Source organism: Ruegeria sp. BA2 (genome assembly GCF_056539605.1).
On record NZ_JBQFVE010000002.1, the window covers coordinates 128,777 to 146,085 of the forward strand.

Genomic DNA, 17,309 nt, shown 5'->3' on the forward strand with positions numbered 1-17,309 from the left:
TCAACATCATAGGGAGAAACATGATGAAAAAATTGACAAGCCTTCTGACAGCAACCGCTCTGACCGCGGCCGCAGCAGCGCCGGCGATGGCCGAGAAATGGGATATGCCGATGGCTTATTCGGCCTCGAACTTCCATTCGGCCACAGGTGCGGAGTTTGCCAAATGCGTGACCACCGGAACAGGTGGGGAGATTGAAATTGTCACGCATCCGTCCGGTTCTCTGTTCAAAGGTGGTGACATCAAGCGTGCAATCCAGACCGGGCAAGCCCCGATTGGCGAACGCCTGCTTTCGGGTCACCAGAATGAAAACGCGCTGTTCGGCTTTGATTCCATCCCGTTCCTGGCCACGTCATTCGATGACAGTGCCAAACTTTGGGACGCTGCCAAACCTTCAATCGAAAAGCTGTTGGCTGAACAGAACCTGACCTTGCTTTACGCCGTGCCGTGGCCGCCGCAGGGGCTTTATTTCAAGAACGAAGTGAATTCGGTTGCGGATATGGAGGGTATCAAGTTCCGCTCCTACAACAACGCCACCTCGCGCCTGGCCGAACTGACCGGGATGCTGCCCGTTACCATCGAGGCGGCTGAGATCAGTCAGGCCTTTGCAACCGGTGTGGCAGATTCCATGGTATCGTCCGGCTCAACCGGATATGACCGTAAGGTCTGGGAAAGCTTGAACTATTTCTACGAGGTCGATGCCTGGCTGCCGCGCAACTATGTGATGGTCAACTCAGACGTCTGGGCCGGTGTCTCGGATGCCAACAAGAACGTCATCAAGGGCTGTGCGGAGCTGGCTGAATATGCCGGCAATTGGCGCGCCAAAGAGTATACCGGCTTTACGCTTCAGGGTCTGCGTGACGGCGGCATGACCGTTGGTCCCGCGTCCGAGCAGATGACGAATGAGCTGAAAGAGATCGGCGTTACTATGACCAATGAATGGCTTGAAGCCGCTGGCGACGAGGGCAAAGCCATCGTCGATGCGTTCAATTCCTCTCAGTAAAGGCTGAGCAACGGGTGGCGGGTACCTCCGCCGCCCATTCCACACTCAATAAAAAAAGCGGGGACGGCATGGCAGCATTACGAGGGCTTCGGTCTGTACTGGATTTTTTGTATCTGGCAGCGGGCGTTTTGGCTGCGCTTAGTCTGATTTCCATTCTATTGCTCATCGTGGTCCAGATGCTGGCGCGCTGGACGGGCGAGGTATTCCCCGGCGCTCCGGATTATGCCGGATATGCGATGGCCGCGGCATCCTTTCTGGCCTTTGCCAATGCACTCAATCGCGGCAGTCATATCAGGGTGTCCATCCTGTTGAATGCGGTGCCCGATAGCTTTCGTAGAATTCTTGAAATCTGGTGCTTTGCCATCGGTTCGGCCGTCATGTGGTATTTCTGCTGGTACGCCTATCGCTTTGTGTACTGGAGCTGGAAGTTCAATGACATAAGCCAGGGGCAGGACAAAACAGCCCTTTGGATACCCCAATCCACCATGCTGATCGGAGCCGTCATTCTTGCCATCGCGCTGACTGATCACCTGTTCCACGTCCTGTTCAAAGGTGACCACCGGATCACCCGTGATCTGGCCGATCAGAGCCACGGAGAGTAAGAACATGGAAAACCTATCCGTCATCATCCTCTTCCTCTTTGTTCTCTTCACATTGCTGGGCACTGGTGTCTGGGTCGGGCTGGCCCTGATGGGGGTTGCCTGGGTCGGGATGGAGCTGTTCACGACGCGCCCGGTAGGTGACGTGATGATCACCACCATCTGGTCGGCGTCGTCATCCTGGACGTTGACTGCCTTGCCGATGTTCATCTGGATGGGTGAAATCCTCTATCGAACGCGATTATCCGAGGACATGTTCAAAGGATTGTCTCCTTGGATGGCGCCCTTGCCCGGAGGATTGGTCCACACGAATATTGTCGGGTGCACGGTCTTCGCTGCGGTTTCTGGATCCTCGGCAGCCACCCTGACCACCGTCGGAAAGATGTCGATCCCCGAACTGCGCAAACGCAATTACCCCGAGCGTATGATCATCGGTACTCTGACAGGCGCGGCTACGCTGGGTCTGATGATCCCACCCTCGCTGACATTGATCGTCTACGGGGTGACAATTAATGAATCGATCACCAAGCTGTTCTTTGCAGGCATCCTGCCCGGTCTCGTACTGGCAGCGATGTTTATGGGGTATGTCGCGATCTATTCCAAGATTGGCAAAGATTGGAACCCGAATGATGAGGGCAAGCTGACCTTCTCAGAGAAAGTCAAAAATTCTCGCTTCTTGTTACCAGTAATCCTGCTGATCATGGTCGTGATCGGGTCCATGTATCTGGGCTATGCCACAGCAACCGAAGCCGCAGCCTTTGGCGTGATCGGAGGCCTGTTGCTGGCGGCAGGGCAGGGGTCACTCAATTGGAAGACGTTCACCGAAAGCCTGATGGGTGCAACCCGCACCAGCGCCATGATTGCGCTGATCCTTGCAGGTGCTGCATTCCTGTCTCTGTCGATGGGCTTTACCGGCCTGCCGCGCGGGCTTGCAGACCTGATCGCCGGGTGGGAACTGACACGGTTCGAACTGCTGATGGTTCTGCTTGTTTTCTATGTCATTCTGGGTTGCTTCCTTGATGGGATTTCCTCGGTCGTTCTGACCATGGCTGTTGTTGAGCCAATGATCCGTGACGCCGGAATTGATCTGATCTGGTTTGGAATATTCATCGTGGTCGTCGTCGAGATGGCGCAGATTACGCCGCCCATCGGATTCAACCTGTTCGTGATGCAGGGCATGACCAATCATGAGATGAGCTATATCGCGCGCGCTGCGATACCGATGTTCCTGATTATGGTGCTAATGGTGTTTGTTCTGATCTGGTTCCCCGAACTGGCGACATGGTTGCCTGAAAACCTGCGTCAGAGCCCGGGTGGGTAGAGCGCTTTGAACCCACTCCGCCTCGCGGCACGTCACGGCCCCTATGTATTGGTGACGGGATTGGTCGCGGGGTTATTGCTGCCGGGTTTGGCCGAGCCGATGCGACCGCTCCTTCCGCCCTTGGTCATGATCCTTTTGTTTCTGACATTGCTTCGCATGAAGCCGGGTGCCATCGTCGGATCGCTCGCTGATCTACGGCAGGTTGGTGGAACGATTGTTGTCTTCCAGCTCATCATGCCCTTGTTGGTGGCATCGGTTGCTTTTGCGGGCGGGTGGACCGGCGCACCGGTTTTTCTGTCGTTGCTGATCATGGCTGCGGCACCTTCGATTTCCGGCAGCCCCAATATGTGTCTGATGATGGGGTATCCGGCCGAACACGCAATGCGCCTGGTTGTGGTTGGCACTGCAGCTTTGCCACTCACCGCGTTGCCAATCTTTTGGTTGATGCCCGAACTGGGTGACATGCAGGCCGTCCTGATGACCACACTGCGTTTGTTTCTTACAATCGTGGTTGCAATTCTGGCCGCAGTGGCATTGCGAAGGACGGTTCTTCGCGCACCGTCAGACGCCACTTTACAGAACCTTGAAGGCGCGGCGACTATCACGCTTGCAGTGTTTGTAGTGGGATTGATGCCATCACTGAGTGCGACGGCGCTGGTTCATCCCGGAGTGGCGCTGTTCTGGATCGCATTCGCATTTGCGATCAATTTCGGCGCCCAGTTTGTCTCGTTCCAATTGACGCGAAAAAGGCTGGCCCCGGCAAAGGCAACAGCGGTTTCTTTGATCGCCGGAAACCGCAACATCGCAATCTTCTTCGTCGCACTACCGCCCGAAGTGACTGCGCCCATTATGGTATTCATCGGAGCCTACCAAATCCCGATGTACCTTACACCTCTGGTCATGCGCCGACTGTATCGGCAAATGAGTTCTACTGGTTAACCTGCACGACCAACATTGACAGTTGCTGAGACCTGATGCTGTTATCGAAGAAACTGGCAGTACGCTGAGGGGTAGATCGATGCAAGACGTCGCGGATCAATCTGCAGTTCACGATGTGCGCATTTTGATTTGTGACGACGACGTCGAGTTTGCTGAAAAAGTCTGCGCGTTTCTCTCGGATAAGGGATACCGGATCGATCATGCGCCAAATGTACCGACGGCGCGGCAAATGATGTCGGATGAAACCTATGGGCTGTTTCTGCTGGACCTCGTGATGCCGGGCACAAGTGGCAAGGTTCTGTGCCACGAAATTGCGACACGCGTGGATGCCGGGATCATCATGATTAGTTCAATCGATGATGACGCCGAGCGGATTTCGCTGCTTGAGCTGGGGGCGGACGACTATATCATTAAACCATTCAACGAGCTTGAATTGCTGGCCCGTGTGCGCGCCGTATTGAGACGGCGGGACAATAGTTCACAAGGGAAAACACGCGTAACGCGGTTCGGTCCCTGGCAGCTTGTCGAAAATGAGCGACATCTCAGAAATGATGATGGTCGGATGATCACCCTAACTTCAAGCGAAGCGCGCGTGATACGATTTTTTGCCGAAAACCCAGACGTTCTGTGCAGCCGAGAGGATCTCTTGGCCGTTGCGCGCACACGGCAGCATGGCGGCACAAGCGACCGTAGTGTCGATGCGTTGATCAAACGCCTGCGCTCAAAAATCGAGGCGGATCCTGCGAACCCCGATCATATTCGTACGGTCTGGGGCCAGGGTTATATCTTTCGCCCGGGCTGATCTGGCATATCAAGGGGCAGGAGCACACTAGCCCGCAGGCCGCTACCTTCACGGTTTTCAAGAGTGACCGTTCCCCCCTGATCCAGAACAATCGCTCTGACAATAGACAGGCCCAGGCCGGTGCCAGGCTCGTTTGCTCCAAGTCTTTGAAAAGGCTCAAAGGCTGTTTCCAGTTGATCTGCGGGTATTCCCGGTCCCTCGTCGTCAATATGGATCGCGGCCAAGTCATCCACTCTGGTCAACGTGACATTTGTGCGGCCGCCAAATTTGACCGCGTTCTCAAGAAGATTTCGAAGAACGCGGGTAAGCGCGTTGTGACGCCCCTTCACAATGGCAGATTGTTCAATGGCGCAGGTTACGTCACGACCCGCTTCAACCTGCTCTTCAACCAGAGCTTCGATCAATGAGGGTAGATCCAGCCGCACAAGGTTCCCATCATGGTGAGTCTCACGGTTTAGGTTCGTGACCGAGTTAACAATCTCACTGATGGTTCCCAAACGATTGGTCAGCTGATCTTTCAAGTCGTTTGTCTCGAGGTCCTGAATTGCGTCCTGCATATGGGCGATCGGCCCTTTAAGGTCGTGCCCAAGACTTCTGAGCAGGGTCGTCTTGTATTCCAGTGCCAGAACAATCCGGGCTTCCATGCGATTGAACGCGATAATTGTTTGGCGAATATCAATGGCACCCGCCTCGACGAGCGGGCCGACCTCTTCACCCCGGCCTATCAGTTCAGCATTGACAGCCATCGCGCTCAGCGGGCGCATCACTTTCTGAATAAGAAAGGCAAGGGCACAAAGTAGTGTCAACGCGACTAGACTATCGATTGACCCTACAAAGACCAAAGGCGCGATATCTTTGTTTCGCATGAGTAAATAGCAGTTCAGCCATTCTTCATCATCCTTGAGCCGGACCGAGAAAACGCTCACTAGAAACGCGTCAACGCTTTCTGGGTCGAGAGGTTCGCCTGAGTGGCTTTTGAACAGTTGTAGCAGCGTGCTTTGATCATGTTTGGCGTCAACAACCGTGTCCGCCACCGACAGTTCCGCGACGGCGATCCCTCGGTGTTTCAGCCGCGCCGTCAGCCAGTCCGCCAGGTTCGGACGTTGGCGACCATCATCCAGAGCGGTTGCTGCATCCTGCGTGCCGACCCTGACACTCCATTCTGCGGGGAAAAAACCAAGCGCCGCTTCGGCGCGGCTGTCAGGCGGTATGTGGGCCAGGGTTGAAACGACCTGAGCAAGAAAGGCATCGCCCCGGTTTTGGATCTCTTCAGCGCGCGAGTTGCGGATCTGGACCACGTCGGTGACAACCGAGAACACGCCGACAATCGTCCAGCTGATGAGCACGATACTCATAATCTGTGCTCGAAGTGTCAGATCATTCCAGCGCATCGCACTTATGTTCCCTGTCCCATCCCCTTAGATTGGACGCTAGTTCAATTTCGGCTGCTTTCCCAAGCGGAAATGCATTTGCAATGTATCGGCGAGTGCGATGGGTTCTCGCCCTGGCTCAGAACTGGGCTGTATGTGCGGTTAAGCCACCTAGCTCAAGTCAGAGCTGAAAACCCAATTGAATCAAAGTGTGACAAACGCTTGGGGCCTTCGATGCGTGCCCCCACGTAATTCCCACAGTCATTCGAACAGGAGCCCGTCATGCAACAACATTCGTCCGTTCATCCTCAACTCGCTGCAGCCAAAGGCGCGCTGAGACGCAACTTGATTGCCACGGGTATCTTCAGCGGTGCGGTGAACCTGCTGATGCTGACCGGCCCCCTTTTCATGCTGCAGATCTATGATCGCGTCATGTCCAGTCAGAGTGTGAATACGTTGCTCGCACTCAGCACGGTGGTGGCCGGTCTCTATCTGTTTATGGCTCTGATCGATGGTGCGCGGACCCGCGTGCTGGTTGCCATGGGCCATCGTTTCGAACAACAGCTGACCCGGACCGCATTTGACTGCACCCTTACAGAACCTTCTCAAATGCGCACTGGAGGCAACCCTGTTGCAGCTATCCAGGATGTCGAGAAAATTCGTGGTTTTTTGTCGGGTCAGGGCGCCGGTGCGCTTTTTGATCTGCCCTGGATCCCGGTTTATCTGGGACTGGTTTTTGCCATGCATATGTGGTTGGGCCTGGTTGGTGTCGTGGGCGCTGTGGCTCTGATCGCCATCGCGATTGTCACCGACATCAAGGTACGCGCTGCGGCTTGTGTTCAGGCTGAGCACGCTGGCAAGCGCAGCCGTCTGGCCGAGTCCAGCCGCCGCAACGCCGAAATGATCCGGGCCATGGGCATGCAGTCCAATCTGGGCCGTGCCTGGCAGGATGTGAACGATCTGCATCTTGGTGCAAGTGCCAATGCTGCAACAACTGTCGGCGTTTCCGGCAGCTTTACCAAGGTTTTCCGCCTCGCGCTGCAGTCTGGCGTTCTGGCGGTTGCGGCTTACCTCGCGATTCACGGGCAAATCTCGGCGGGTTCGATTGTGGCTGCGTCGGTTATCATGTCCCGTGGCCTTCAGCCGATCGAGACCCTTGTAGGTAGCTGGCGCAGCCTTGTCGCGGCGCGGCAGGCTTGGGCACAGTTGAAGAACACGCTGTCGGGTGACGAAGCCGAGCAGCGAATCTCGCTGCCCAAAGCTCAAAAATCACTGACCGTCGACGGGGTGATCGCGGCCCCGCCGATGGCAACCAGCGCTGTTCTCAAAGGCGTAGGTTTCGACATGAAGGCCGGAGAAGCGCTTGCTGTGATCGGTTCGACCGGCAGCGGTAAATCGACCCTGGCCCGCACATTGGTTGGCGCATGGTCGGCAGCCAAAGGGAACATCAACCTCGACGGTGTACCGATTGACCAGTACTTGCCCGAGGAACTTGGACCGCAGATCGGCTTTCTGCCGCAGGATGTCGAACTTTTTGACGGCACTATCGCCCAGAACATCGCACGCTTTGATCCCGATGCGAAGGACGAAGAGGTCATTGCCGCCGCTAAAGCTGCGGGTGTCCACGAACTGATTGCTAGCTTCAAAGACGGCTATGCCACTTCTGTCGGCGAGCGTGGAGCGGCCCTTTCCGGTGGTCAGCGGCAGCGCGTTGCTCTTGCCCGTGCACTATATGGAAATCCATTTCTGGTGGTGCTGGACGAGCCGAACTCGAACCTAGATGCAGTTGGGGAGGCTGCGCTGAACCATGCGATCCAGGCAGCCAAGGCGCGCGGAGCGATTGTGATCGTCATTGCGCACCGGGCCAGCGTGCTGGGTTCGGTCGACAAGATCCTAATCATGGAGGAAGGCCGCGTCGGAGACTTTGGCCCCCGCGCCGAGGTGATGGAGAGGTTGCGCCAGCGCAATCAAGCCGCTGCTGCCGCGCAGTCACAGCAAAAGACAGTCGATGAAACCCCACAGGCCGAACCTGCAGAGGCGACACCTGCCGCCGTCGCGGGCTGACATCAGCCTGTACTGAAATCGAATGAATGGAGGAAGTCATGAATATCAACCCGAATTCAAACACCCATGCCGAAGGCTTTAAGGACCGCTCTATCCGATCCATCGGATTTGGCCTAGCCGCCATTGCTTTACTTGCTATTGGCTTCGGCGGCTGGGCGACGACGGCACGCATGTCCGGCGCGGTTGTGACATCTGGCAACGTCGTGGTCTCATCTGACCTGCGCGATGTACAACATCCCGATGGCGGTATCGTGGGCGACATTAACGTCAGAAACGGAGATCGTGTTCAGGCCGGAGATGTGGTTCTGAGCCTCGACAACCAGTTGTTGTCTGCCAATCAGACCTTGGTTGATGACAGGCTTGTCGCGATCGAGGCGCAATTGGCTCGTCTGACGGCCGAACGGGACGGATTGGACGAATTGGCATTGTCCGACGAACTCGTTTCGCGAAACGACGAGGAAAAAGTTCAACGCGCGCTTGCAACTCAGATCGCCATGATGGAAGCGCGCCGTTTGTCCCAGGACGGACAAGTCGCCGCGCTGAACGAGCAGATCACGCAGATCGAGCAGGAGATCACCGGCCTCGAAGCGCAGCGCGACGCTGCAGACGAGGAGATCCAGCTCATTGAAAGCGAACTTGCGGGTCAGCAGAAATTGCTGGAGAAAGGCCTGACACCCGAGACCCGCGTGACTGCCCTGAAACGTCAACGCAGTGGTTTGGTCGGCAATAGCGGCGGCCTGATATCGCGGATCGCCGTCGCCCGTGGTCGGATCAGCGAGACGCAGATCAACATTTTGCAACTCGAAAAGACCTTTCGCGAGAAAGTTATGAACGAGATTGCGGCGCTTGAGGTTGAACGGGATGGCTTGAAGGAACGCCGCAGCGCCGCTGAGCTGCAAATGGCGCGGGTCGACCTTCGGGCTCCGGCAGACGGTATCGTGCATGAATTGACGGTTAATACTGTCGGTGGTGTTGTAGCTCCTGGCGAGACGCTGATGCAGATCGTACCTGAGGGAGAGGGTTTGGTGGTGACAGCCAGTGTCATGCCGCAGGACATCAACAATGTCGCGGTAGGGCAGTCGGCAAACGTGGTCATCGCAGCCTTCGACCAACACGTCGTGTCCCGACTGGATGGCAGTGTCGAATTTGTTTCGGCTGATCTCAAGACCGATCCTGTGACGGGAATGTCGTATTATGAAGCCCGGGTCGCTTTGGACGATGAAGCGTTCTCGCTTTTGGAAGACCGTCAACTCAACCTGTTGCCGGGCATGCCAGCTGAGGTCTATATCGCGACCGGAGAACGGACTTTGTTCGAGTATCTGATTGACCCGCTCAGCAAGCAGATCCGGACTACGTTCCGCGAAGTTTGAACGCCTGATGGTGTGACCATCACCCACGGTTCTGAAGACCCTCAAAACGTTAAACCAGCGTCAGAAATGGCGCTGGTTTTTTACGATCTCAAGACAGGCCAATTCCGGGCTGAAATGGCATGTCCTATTCGGTCAAAATTCAGACCAAACTGGCGAATTTTGTCATACTTTGTAACATTTTAGCGCCCTTTTGCGCGTTGTAATGATCAGCCCGGATAACCACCTTTTCAATGTACCCGAGGAGGAAGTTTCAAACATTTTTTGGGTGTTAAACAACGTATGTAACAAGGAGAAATACAATGAAACATGAAACAGCTACGAGCTTCGAAATCGCCAATGACGACGTCACCGCAGTGACCCCGATCTTGCCTGATCCTCGTTGCGGCACCCCGGTGCCTCAGGACGGTGAGGACTTGGTTGCGGTAAATCCGTTGCCGATTGATCCCCTGGTCGCAGATCCTATCGAAGAGTTGGTTGCGGTGAACCCGCTGCCCTTTGGTGCGGTCCCGGCTGGTGAGGGCGATGACGTCAACGCGGTCTCGCCGATCATGCCGGACCCCCGTTGCGGCACCGAGGTTCCGCAGGATGATGACCTGGTTGCGGTGGCTCCCCTGCCTTACGGTGCAGTTCCTGCCGTTGAAGGTGGTGACCTCACTGCGGTTTCCCCGATCATGCCTGATCCTCGTTGCGGTACCCCGGTGCCTCAGGACGGTGAAGATCTGGTTGCAGTGAACCCACTGCCCTTCGACCTGATCGTTTTGGACCAGGGTGACGACGTTATCGCAGTGCCGCCGATCATGACGGACCCAAGATGCGGCACCGAAGTACCGCAGGACGAGATGGAAATGACCCCTCCGCCCCTGTGCGAGATCGTACCAACCGCGGGTGGCGAAGACATCTGCGGAACCCCTGTTCCGACCGACAGCTTCTTTGTTGATCTGGTCGTCTAAGTGGGGCGAAGCTCAGCGATCATCCATCGCTGCTCAATTAAAATCCGGGTGTCTTTGTTCCTTGCGAAACAGGCACCCGGGCAACCAAAAGGAAAAACTATCTCACCGGTTGGGGCCCGAAACGGCGCCAGCCGGGTTCGTTGTTTTTCAATGCCTTTGTTTCTATTTTTGTCATACTTTGTAACAGGTTAAGGCAATTTCCGGCGTTGAGATGATCACCAAGAACGACCACATCTTTCTTATGATCTGCGATGCGTATGGGCCCGAAAACCGGGCACCGACCATCCAGAATAAGGAGGAAAGAATATGAAACATGTAATGAAATCCAATAACCAAACTTTTGCGATGGGTTCGGTCAATACGGATGATGTTATCGACGATCAGATCGAAGTTGCATCAATCGTGCCAGAAAACATGGCGGACTCGTCCGATGACGTTCTGCCGCCGCGCATCGTCAATGGAATTGATACCGAGATTGGGATGACGCCCGATCAGATGCACTTCGACAGCTATGATCATGAGTATTGGTCCAGGAATTGGCAGGAATATACCACATATAACAGCAGGCTCGATGTGACCGAAAAGGTCATTGCCGGCTTCGTCAAGGTCTTGGGTGAGAATGAGACCAATTTCACCAACAACATTTGGCATCATTTTGACCACAAGAAAGGCGCTAATAAAGACATCGTCTATCGGGTCGAAGCAGGCGTGATCGGGAATGACAAAGGCAACGTCATCTATGGCGCGGACACGCATCGCGGTACTTCATACCAGCACGATGACAAGATCTTTGGTATGGGCGGAGATGACGTGATCTTTGGTCTCGCTGGCAACGACACGCTCAGCGGTGGGTCAGGCAATGACTATATCGATGGCGGTGCTGATGACGACGTAATCTATGGCGGCACCGGCAACGATATACTTTTAGGCGGCACCGGCGTGGATGTGATTTATGGTGGCGCCGATAATGACTGGCTCTACTCGGGCAACAGGGATGGCCAGGTCGGTCATGACCAGTTGTGGGGCGGTTCAGGCTTTGACACATTCGTGCTTGGCGATGCAAATGCGCCCACCAGCGATGGCAAAGACTTTACGGATTACATGGCCAATGGATTGTGGACAGGCTTGGGTGCCGCCGCCAAGGCCATTCTGCCCGGGCCGATGGGCGGCTTGGTAAAACTGTTCGTCGGAATGGGAGAAGCGCTCTCGAATATGGGTGGCCAATCCAGTGGCGAGTTCAAAGATGGCAATGCTACGTATGTGCGTGATTTCGATCCAACACAGGATACGATCATCATTCCTTTGACCGAGCACAACTTCAACCACATCGTTTTCGAGCATGAAGGTCTGCCAAAGGATCAAGCGTTCCGGATCTATGATGAATCGACAGGCAAACGCGAACTGATTGCTGTCATCCATTGGGACGATCTAATAAGCTCTTTCCCATCAAGTTTGAATTGGGACGATCTTTCCATCCGTAAGGCTTGGGCAAATCAGGTCATCGAAAGCGCACTTTTCATCGACAAAGACGGTGTCGACATGCAGTCGGGCCAGTCCTTTGATTTGCCGAGCGGTTCTCTTGACGGTTTGGGTAGCGGCAAGTTCCTGATGCTTGGCGCCTATGGCGGCACCGAACTCTATGGCAAAGCCAATGCTGATTACCTCTTTGGGACGGATTACGGCGATATTCTTATGGGATATAACCGTTTCGGCCAGCATGGTGAGGAAAGCAAGGCGGGCGATGACAGCTTTTGGGGCTTTGGCGGCGACGACCTTTTCATCGCCGGGTCTGGCTTTAACCACATCTACGGTGGCGAAGGCGACGATACCATCGCCTATCTGGATGCCAGCAATGGCGTGACTGTGGACATGCGCAAAGAAGACGGCAATAGCCACTTTGTTGTGAATGGCGTCGAATATGACGGTCAATCGAACGCGCAATGGCGTGACTATGTCTTTGAGATGGAAAACGTCATCGGCAGCCAATTCGATGACCATCTGATCGGCGATAGTGGCGACAACATCCTGAACGGGATGGATGGCAATGACATCCTGGATGGCGGCGAAGGCGACGATACATTGGTTTCGGGTAAAGGTAACGACACTTTGACCGGCGGCCAGGGTAAAGACACCTTCGTCCTGAATGGTGGCGAGAACACGATCACAGATTTCAACGCCGATGATGGCGACCGGATCGAGATCGACCTCGACGCTTACGAGATGACCGGCTGGTTCGACCTGGATCATCGTATCGAGAATGGCCAGATCGTGCTGTTCAGCAAAACGACCGGTGAAGACATCGTGCGCTATGACGATGACGGGAATGGATTTGACCCATCCTACATCGATCTGCGCAGCCTTCAGGACGGTGAAATCGTCTATGAGCCTGCCTTTGCTTCGAACACGCTGGCGTGGTTCGAAAAATACGGCAACCGGTTCGATGTTGAAACCGGCGAAACCGGTCATGGTACCGATAGCTGGGACTATATGGTTGGTGGTGACGGTAACGATCTGACCAACCTCTATGGTGGCGCCGGAGACGACTTTCTCATCGGCGGTGGCGACTCACTGACCACACTTGATGGGGGTGAGGGGAATGACATCCTCATGATCCGCAAAGGCGCGTTGTTCACCAACGCATACGGCGGAGATGGAGATGACGTGATCATTCTCGATGCGGACCAATCGACTGAGGCAGGTTTTGCCGGCCTATTCGGCGGTGAAGGCAGCGATACTTTTGTCATCACCGGTCCGGGCAGCCAGTATGGCGGTCAGGTGATCCGGGATTTCGAGGCCGATGACTCGATTGTCATCGATCTGGAAGGGTTCGGGATCTCATCCCTGGATCAACTCCAGATCGAATGGATGGGAAACACACACTGGATCAAGGCCAACGGCCAAAAGGTGATCAGCGTTCAGGGTGTTGACGAGCATTTCGATGTCATGCAGCACATCAGTGAACTTACAACTCAGCAGTCGCAGGACTGGGGTCTCTGATCGTCACCAATTCACGAAAACGCCTCAGCCGGTCTGGATCGGCTGAGGCTTTCTTAACAATTCGATCCAGCAATGACGCAAAGTTAATTATTACGAAATTGCATATATGGCGAAGACTCGCGCATCTGCGCCGGTCTCTTGCTCAAACTTCGCTATAACCCACTGAGCTGCGGCGTTTTTCTGCGCATCACTAGGTTAATCTAAGCCCACATCCGCGCAGATTAATTCGTTAATGAACTCTTAACGTTTCTCGAACTTCAGGCTTGTTACCCAAGTTGGGTCCGACGCGATCGGGCAAAATTGGCCGAGATAATTGGGCCGAAACAACGACAATATGGGAGTCTGTTTCAACATGAGTAATGGTACGTATGAAGAGTTTCGCGACGCCTTGCGTGCGTTTGAATCTGGTTGGGATCGAGAACGCTATGACGCCGGTGTCATTCAAGACTGGCAACTGAATCAATGGGCCGGAGGGACGGTTGCAGAGTTCTACCCCAGCTATTCCAGTTGGTCGGATCTGAGCAGTGATGAATGGGATACAATGTCCTATCGTTCAATGAACTCGCTGGGATTTGTTGGATACCAGTTCGGCGAGGCACTTTTGATCGACCTCGGGTATTATACTGACGACGTATATTACGGAAACGGTGCGGCTTCGAATACATGGGATGGAAGCTGGACCGGAAAAAACGGGGTTAATTCACTAGCGGGCTTTACCACCGCCGAAGCGCAGGAACGCGCGATACAAGAGGCCTTTGGGTACAACCTTCAGGTCATAGAAACCGGGCTTGGGTACCAAGGTGAAAGCCTGTCCGACTATATCGGATCAACGCGGACCTATACGGAAAATGGACAGGAAGTGTCCGTAACCCTTAGCTTGACCGGCATTATGGCTGCTGCACATCTACGGGGCGCGTGGGGAACGCTTGCGCTTTTGCAGGGCGGGAACGTCTCGGTCGATGAATACGGCACCTCAATCCTACGCTATATTTCACAATTTGGTGGGTATGACGCGCCTTCGGTAGAGGATGCAATCAAAGTCTATACTGATGGTGTTTTGCCCACTGAAACCGGTGGTGGGAATACTTCTCCTCCAATCCTTCCGCCAACAACTCCACCGCCGCCTACCGAGCCGACAGGCAATGGTACAGCCGATACCACCGAGAATACTGCGGATGTTGTGATCACATGGGCTTGGGGCACAAACAACACGATTTCCGATTTTAATCCGGCGACCGATACGATCTTCATCTCATGGGTCGGCGCGGATGCACTTGATGTCAGCGAAGTGAACGGCTCGGTTGTGTTCGCAATTCCATCGAACAATCAATCAACGACACTCAGCGGTGTTACCCTTGCCGACCTGAGCGCTGCGAATTTCACCATCCTCGACGATACTGCAGCGACCGAAGTGCTGGGCCTTGTCGGACCTGACAGTACGGCACCGGGCGGAGGTGGCCATGGTGGGGGGCACAATCATCACCATATGCACATCACCCTGAGCCTTGCCACTGCAGCTCAGGTTATAGAAGGCTTCATGCCCGCAATGGGCGACGTTATCGAAATCGGCGCAGATATTACCGCCGAAAACTTTGCGATTTTTGAAGAAAGCGGAGATGCTTTGGGCCAGACCGTCCGGATCGAATTGACCGATGGAAATGTCACTAAGCAGATCGTATTCACAGGATTTGGTCTATCCGATCTGGATATCAGCAATTTCTCGGTCACCGATCAGGCCGTTCTGAACGAGCTGTCTTCGGCCCTTGGGCAAGTTGTCATCACGCCGGGGGCGGGCCAAGGATTTACCCTCAGCTATGACTCTGACGGTTCAAATCCGCCAGCCGTAACCGGAAACACGGATGCCGGTGGTTTGCGATATCGGGCCGACAGCAATGCAGACGACATAACGGGCTTCCGACCGGGCGTTGATGAGTTGGATTTTGGTGGCACCTCGGTTCATGGCATGATTGTCACCAAGTCGGCTGCCGGTGAAATTGTTATCGACAGCCCGTGGTCCGACGCGGCGCAGATTGTACAAGGCGTCACCTTTCAGGACGTCACGATTGATGACTTTGGCATCGTTGGAAACGAGCATTTTCGTCAGGATATGGGCGGTGTTGTCAGCTGGGAACAAGGGATTGGCCCTCGTGATGCTGATACCGTCTATGTCCGGAGCCATGAGTACGGTGTGCACGAGGTGATCGACGGGTTTGATCCCGCAACCATGAAGATCAGTTTTCTCTATTTCGGTACTCGCGAGCGCCTGTCAGTCGAGGACAGCAACGAAGGTCTTGTCATCTCTTCCCTGCCAACCGGGCAGAGCGTCACGCTCGCAAACGTCACCAAGGCCGATCTGGTACCGGGTCGGGTCGAATTCCACCACGATCAGGTTATGGAAGATAACCTCGAGGTTCCATTTGGCTTCGATCAGAACGACGTGACACTTGTTGACCGTACCATGTTGCTGACCCCACAAGCGCCTGCGGGCGACACGACAGATGGGTATCAGATCAGACACGGCAATCTGACCGGAACTGACAATGGCGGTGGCACCGATGGTGGCCCCTCGGTCCCGGACAATGGCCAATCTGCAGGTGATCAGACCTTCGGTGAAGGCAGGGATGTTGCCGATCTCACATGGAACTGGGGTGTTAAAACCGAAATCTCGGGTTTTGATAACAGCGAAGACGTCATCGACTTCAATGCTTTGGGTGCGTCAGATCTGTCCGTGATTGAGAGTGGCGGAGATCTAATTTTCGAAGTCATCGGCAACGGAGGGCATACCCTCACTTTGCAAGACATACAGGCCGATGACCTGAGCCTCAGCAATCTCACAGCAGATGACTGGAACACGATCACCGACGCAGAGAGTGCGTTGGTTGATCAACTCGAAGCGCTGGGCATGTCGATAGCTTGACGCCGGGTTCGGACAGCACCGGGTTACTCCGCTGACCCGGTGTGTTTTGAAAACATGATGGTTTTCACTGCTGATCGAAGAGCAGGAGAATTGGGCAAGTATGCGAAAGTGATGCTCAGTACACTGGGCGCTCCTGCGCCGTTTGATTGAGCATACGAGTCTTCGCAAGATATTGTGGGCTCTGCGCGACCGCCTAATTCATCATACTGCTCCCAACACAATTCATGGGCTTGTGCGTCTTTCAGGTTTTACATAGGCAGCCGCGACAATCCTCAACTGCTGTGGTCACAAACATGCCTTCGATAAAACGCCTGACATTCTCGTTCTTTGCCTCGCTCTTTTGCGCGTGTGTGATGCTGTTCGAAGACATCGGCGAAGCGATGGGAGTTGCTTGGATCGATGAATGGGACGATATCCATGTCTGGGAAGTTCTGATCATGTTGTCGTTGTTCGGTGCGATCTTGGTGCTTGGGAACGAGGTGCGCAAACTGCGTCGCTATCAGGAGACGCTGGAAGACAAGGTCGCACGGGCCTCTGGCGCGTTCGAAGATCTCTTGAACGCCTATTTCGAAGAGTGGTCTTTTTCGGATGCCGAACGAGAAGTCACCCGGCTGCTGATCAAGGGTTGCTCGACGGCTGAAATGGCCGAGATCCGCAATGCCAAGTAAGGTACGATCAAGGCCCAGACCAACTCAATCTATAAAAAATCGGGATACGCCGGAAAGGCGCAGCTGCTGAGCGCACTGCTGGAAGACTTGACAGATGGCGGATCGGTTGCCTGAAGGTTCTTTGCCATCTCCGAGGTGTTTGGAGCGAAATCGGGTGTTTAGTCTCAAAGTGGCATAAAGCCCAGTAAAATAAGGCATAAACCAAAGTTCTAAAGTGCTGATTCAGCCTTAATCCTGCCTCTATTAACCCTTTAACCACTTTCGAACGCGTGCCTAAAAGGGGCGCGTTAGGTGTGTGTACCTCGGAGCAA

General features: G+C 54.6%; 12 protein-coding genes. 11 read left to right on the forward strand and 1 reads right to left on the reverse strand.

Annotated features, from left to right (window positions below; genetic code table 11):
* Positions 1 to 23: 23 nt before the first annotated feature.
* From ACR0NN_RS05285 to ACR0NN_RS05305, 5 genes are all read left to right on the forward strand, one after another.
* A complete protein-coding gene (locus tag ACR0NN_RS05285) occupies positions 24 to 1,001 on the forward strand; it encodes a TRAP transporter substrate-binding protein (protein ID WP_170685755.1) in 978 nt (325 codons plus the stop codon).
* A 68-nt stretch (positions 1,002 to 1,069) separates the two neighbouring features.
* Entirely contained in the window at positions 1,070 to 1,603 is a 534-nt protein-coding gene (locus tag ACR0NN_RS05290; protein ID WP_170723024.1) for a TRAP transporter small permease, read from the forward strand.
* Between the two features lie 4 nt (positions 1,604 to 1,607).
* On the forward strand, positions 1,608 to 2,921 hold the full coding sequence (locus ACR0NN_RS05295) for a TRAP transporter large permease subunit (protein ID WP_170685753.1): 1,314 nt from the start codon (positions 1,608 to 1,610) through the stop codon (positions 2,919 to 2,921).
* A 6-nt stretch (positions 2,922 to 2,927) separates the two neighbouring features.
* Positions 2,928 to 3,860 carry a hypothetical protein gene (locus tag ACR0NN_RS05300; RefSeq protein ID WP_170723030.1) on the forward strand — a complete coding sequence of 311 codons (933 nt, stop codon included), beginning with the start codon at positions 2,928 to 2,930 and terminating at the stop codon, positions 3,858 to 3,860.
* A gap of 79 nt (positions 3,861 to 3,939) precedes the next feature.
* The gene (locus ACR0NN_RS05305; RefSeq protein ID WP_170723031.1) at positions 3,940 to 4,662 is read left to right on the forward strand and encodes a response regulator transcription factor; all 723 of its coding nucleotides are present in this window, start codon (positions 3,940 to 3,942) and stop codon (positions 4,660 to 4,662) included.
* Here ACR0NN_RS05305 and ACR0NN_RS05310 read toward each other — a convergent pair.
* Positions 4,641 to 6,017, reverse strand: a complete 1,377-nt coding sequence (locus ACR0NN_RS05310; protein WP_170723033.1) for a sensor histidine kinase — start codon at positions 6,015 to 6,017, stop codon at positions 4,641 to 4,643. The two genes, ACR0NN_RS05305 and ACR0NN_RS05310, sit on opposite strands and share 22 nt — an antisense overlap.
* Positions 6,018 to 6,314: 297 nt before the next feature.
* On the opposite strand from ACR0NN_RS05310, the gene ACR0NN_RS05315 reads away from it, so the two are divergent.
* From ACR0NN_RS05315 to ACR0NN_RS05340, 6 genes are all read left to right on the forward strand, one after another.
* Positions 6,315 to 8,096, forward strand: a complete 1,782-nt coding sequence (locus ACR0NN_RS05315; RefSeq protein ID WP_170723035.1) for a type I secretion system permease/ATPase — start codon at positions 6,315 to 6,317, stop codon at positions 8,094 to 8,096.
* Between the two features lie 38 nt (positions 8,097 to 8,134).
* On the forward strand, positions 8,135 to 9,466 hold the full coding sequence (locus ACR0NN_RS05320) for an HlyD family type I secretion periplasmic adaptor subunit (protein WP_170723038.1): 1,332 nt from the start codon (positions 8,135 to 8,137) through the stop codon (positions 9,464 to 9,466).
* A gap of 299 nt (positions 9,467 to 9,765) precedes the next feature.
* Positions 9,766 to 10,416 (forward strand): hypothetical protein, encoded by a 651-nt coding sequence (locus tag ACR0NN_RS05325; protein ID WP_170723040.1) that lies wholly within the window; start codon positions 9,766 to 9,768, stop codon positions 10,414 to 10,416.
* Positions 10,417 to 10,722: 306 nt separating this feature from the next.
* Complete coding sequence (locus ACR0NN_RS05330) at positions 10,723 to 13,413, forward strand: hypothetical protein (RefSeq protein WP_170723042.1); 2,691 nt, start codon at positions 10,723 to 10,725, stop codon at positions 13,411 to 13,413.
* Positions 13,414 to 13,765: 352 nt separating this feature from the next.
* Complete coding sequence (locus ACR0NN_RS05335; RefSeq protein ID WP_170723044.1) at positions 13,766 to 16,330, forward strand: hypothetical protein; 2,565 nt, start codon at positions 13,766 to 13,768, stop codon at positions 16,328 to 16,330.
* A 293-nt stretch (positions 16,331 to 16,623) separates the two neighbouring features.
* Positions 16,624 to 16,998 carry a hypothetical protein gene (locus ACR0NN_RS05340; protein WP_480684057.1) on the forward strand — a complete coding sequence of 125 codons (375 nt, stop codon included), beginning with the start codon at positions 16,624 to 16,626 and terminating at the stop codon, positions 16,996 to 16,998.
* Positions 16,999 to 17,309 lie beyond the last annotated feature (311 nt).

Bases quoted from the DNA above. Each gene is read 5' to 3' on its own strand.
- ACR0NN_RS05285 (WP_170685755.1), top strand. From the start codon at position 24: ATGAAAAAATTGACAAGCCTTCTGACAGCAACCGCTCTGACCGCGGCC.
- ACR0NN_RS05290 (WP_170723024.1), top strand. From the start codon at position 1,070: ATGGCAGCATTACGAGGGCTTCGGTCTGTACTGGATTTTTTGTATCTG.
- ACR0NN_RS05295 (WP_170685753.1), top strand. From the start codon at position 1,608: ATGGAAAACCTATCCGTCATCATCCTCTTCCTCTTTGTTCTCTTCACA.
- ACR0NN_RS05305 (WP_170723031.1), top strand. From the start codon at position 3,940: ATGCAAGACGTCGCGGATCAATCTGCAGTTCACGATGTGCGCATTTTG.
- ACR0NN_RS05310 (WP_170723033.1), bottom strand. From the start codon at position 6,017: ATGAGTATCGTGCTCATCAGCTGGACGATTGTCGGCGTGTTCTCGGTT.
- ACR0NN_RS05315 (WP_170723035.1), top strand. From the start codon at position 6,315: ATGCAACAACATTCGTCCGTTCATCCTCAACTCGCTGCAGCCAAAGGC.
- ACR0NN_RS05320 (WP_170723038.1), top strand. From the start codon at position 8,135: ATGAATATCAACCCGAATTCAAACACCCATGCCGAAGGCTTTAAGGAC.
- ACR0NN_RS05325 (WP_170723040.1), top strand. From the start codon at position 9,766: ATGAAACATGAAACAGCTACGAGCTTCGAAATCGCCAATGACGACGTC.
- ACR0NN_RS05330 (WP_170723042.1), top strand. From the start codon at position 10,723: ATGAAACATGTAATGAAATCCAATAACCAAACTTTTGCGATGGGTTCG.
- ACR0NN_RS05335 (WP_170723044.1), top strand. From the start codon at position 13,766: ATGAGTAATGGTACGTATGAAGAGTTTCGCGACGCCTTGCGTGCGTTT.
- ACR0NN_RS05340 (WP_480684057.1), top strand. From the start codon at position 16,624: ATGCCTTCGATAAAACGCCTGACATTCTCGTTCTTTGCCTCGCTCTTT.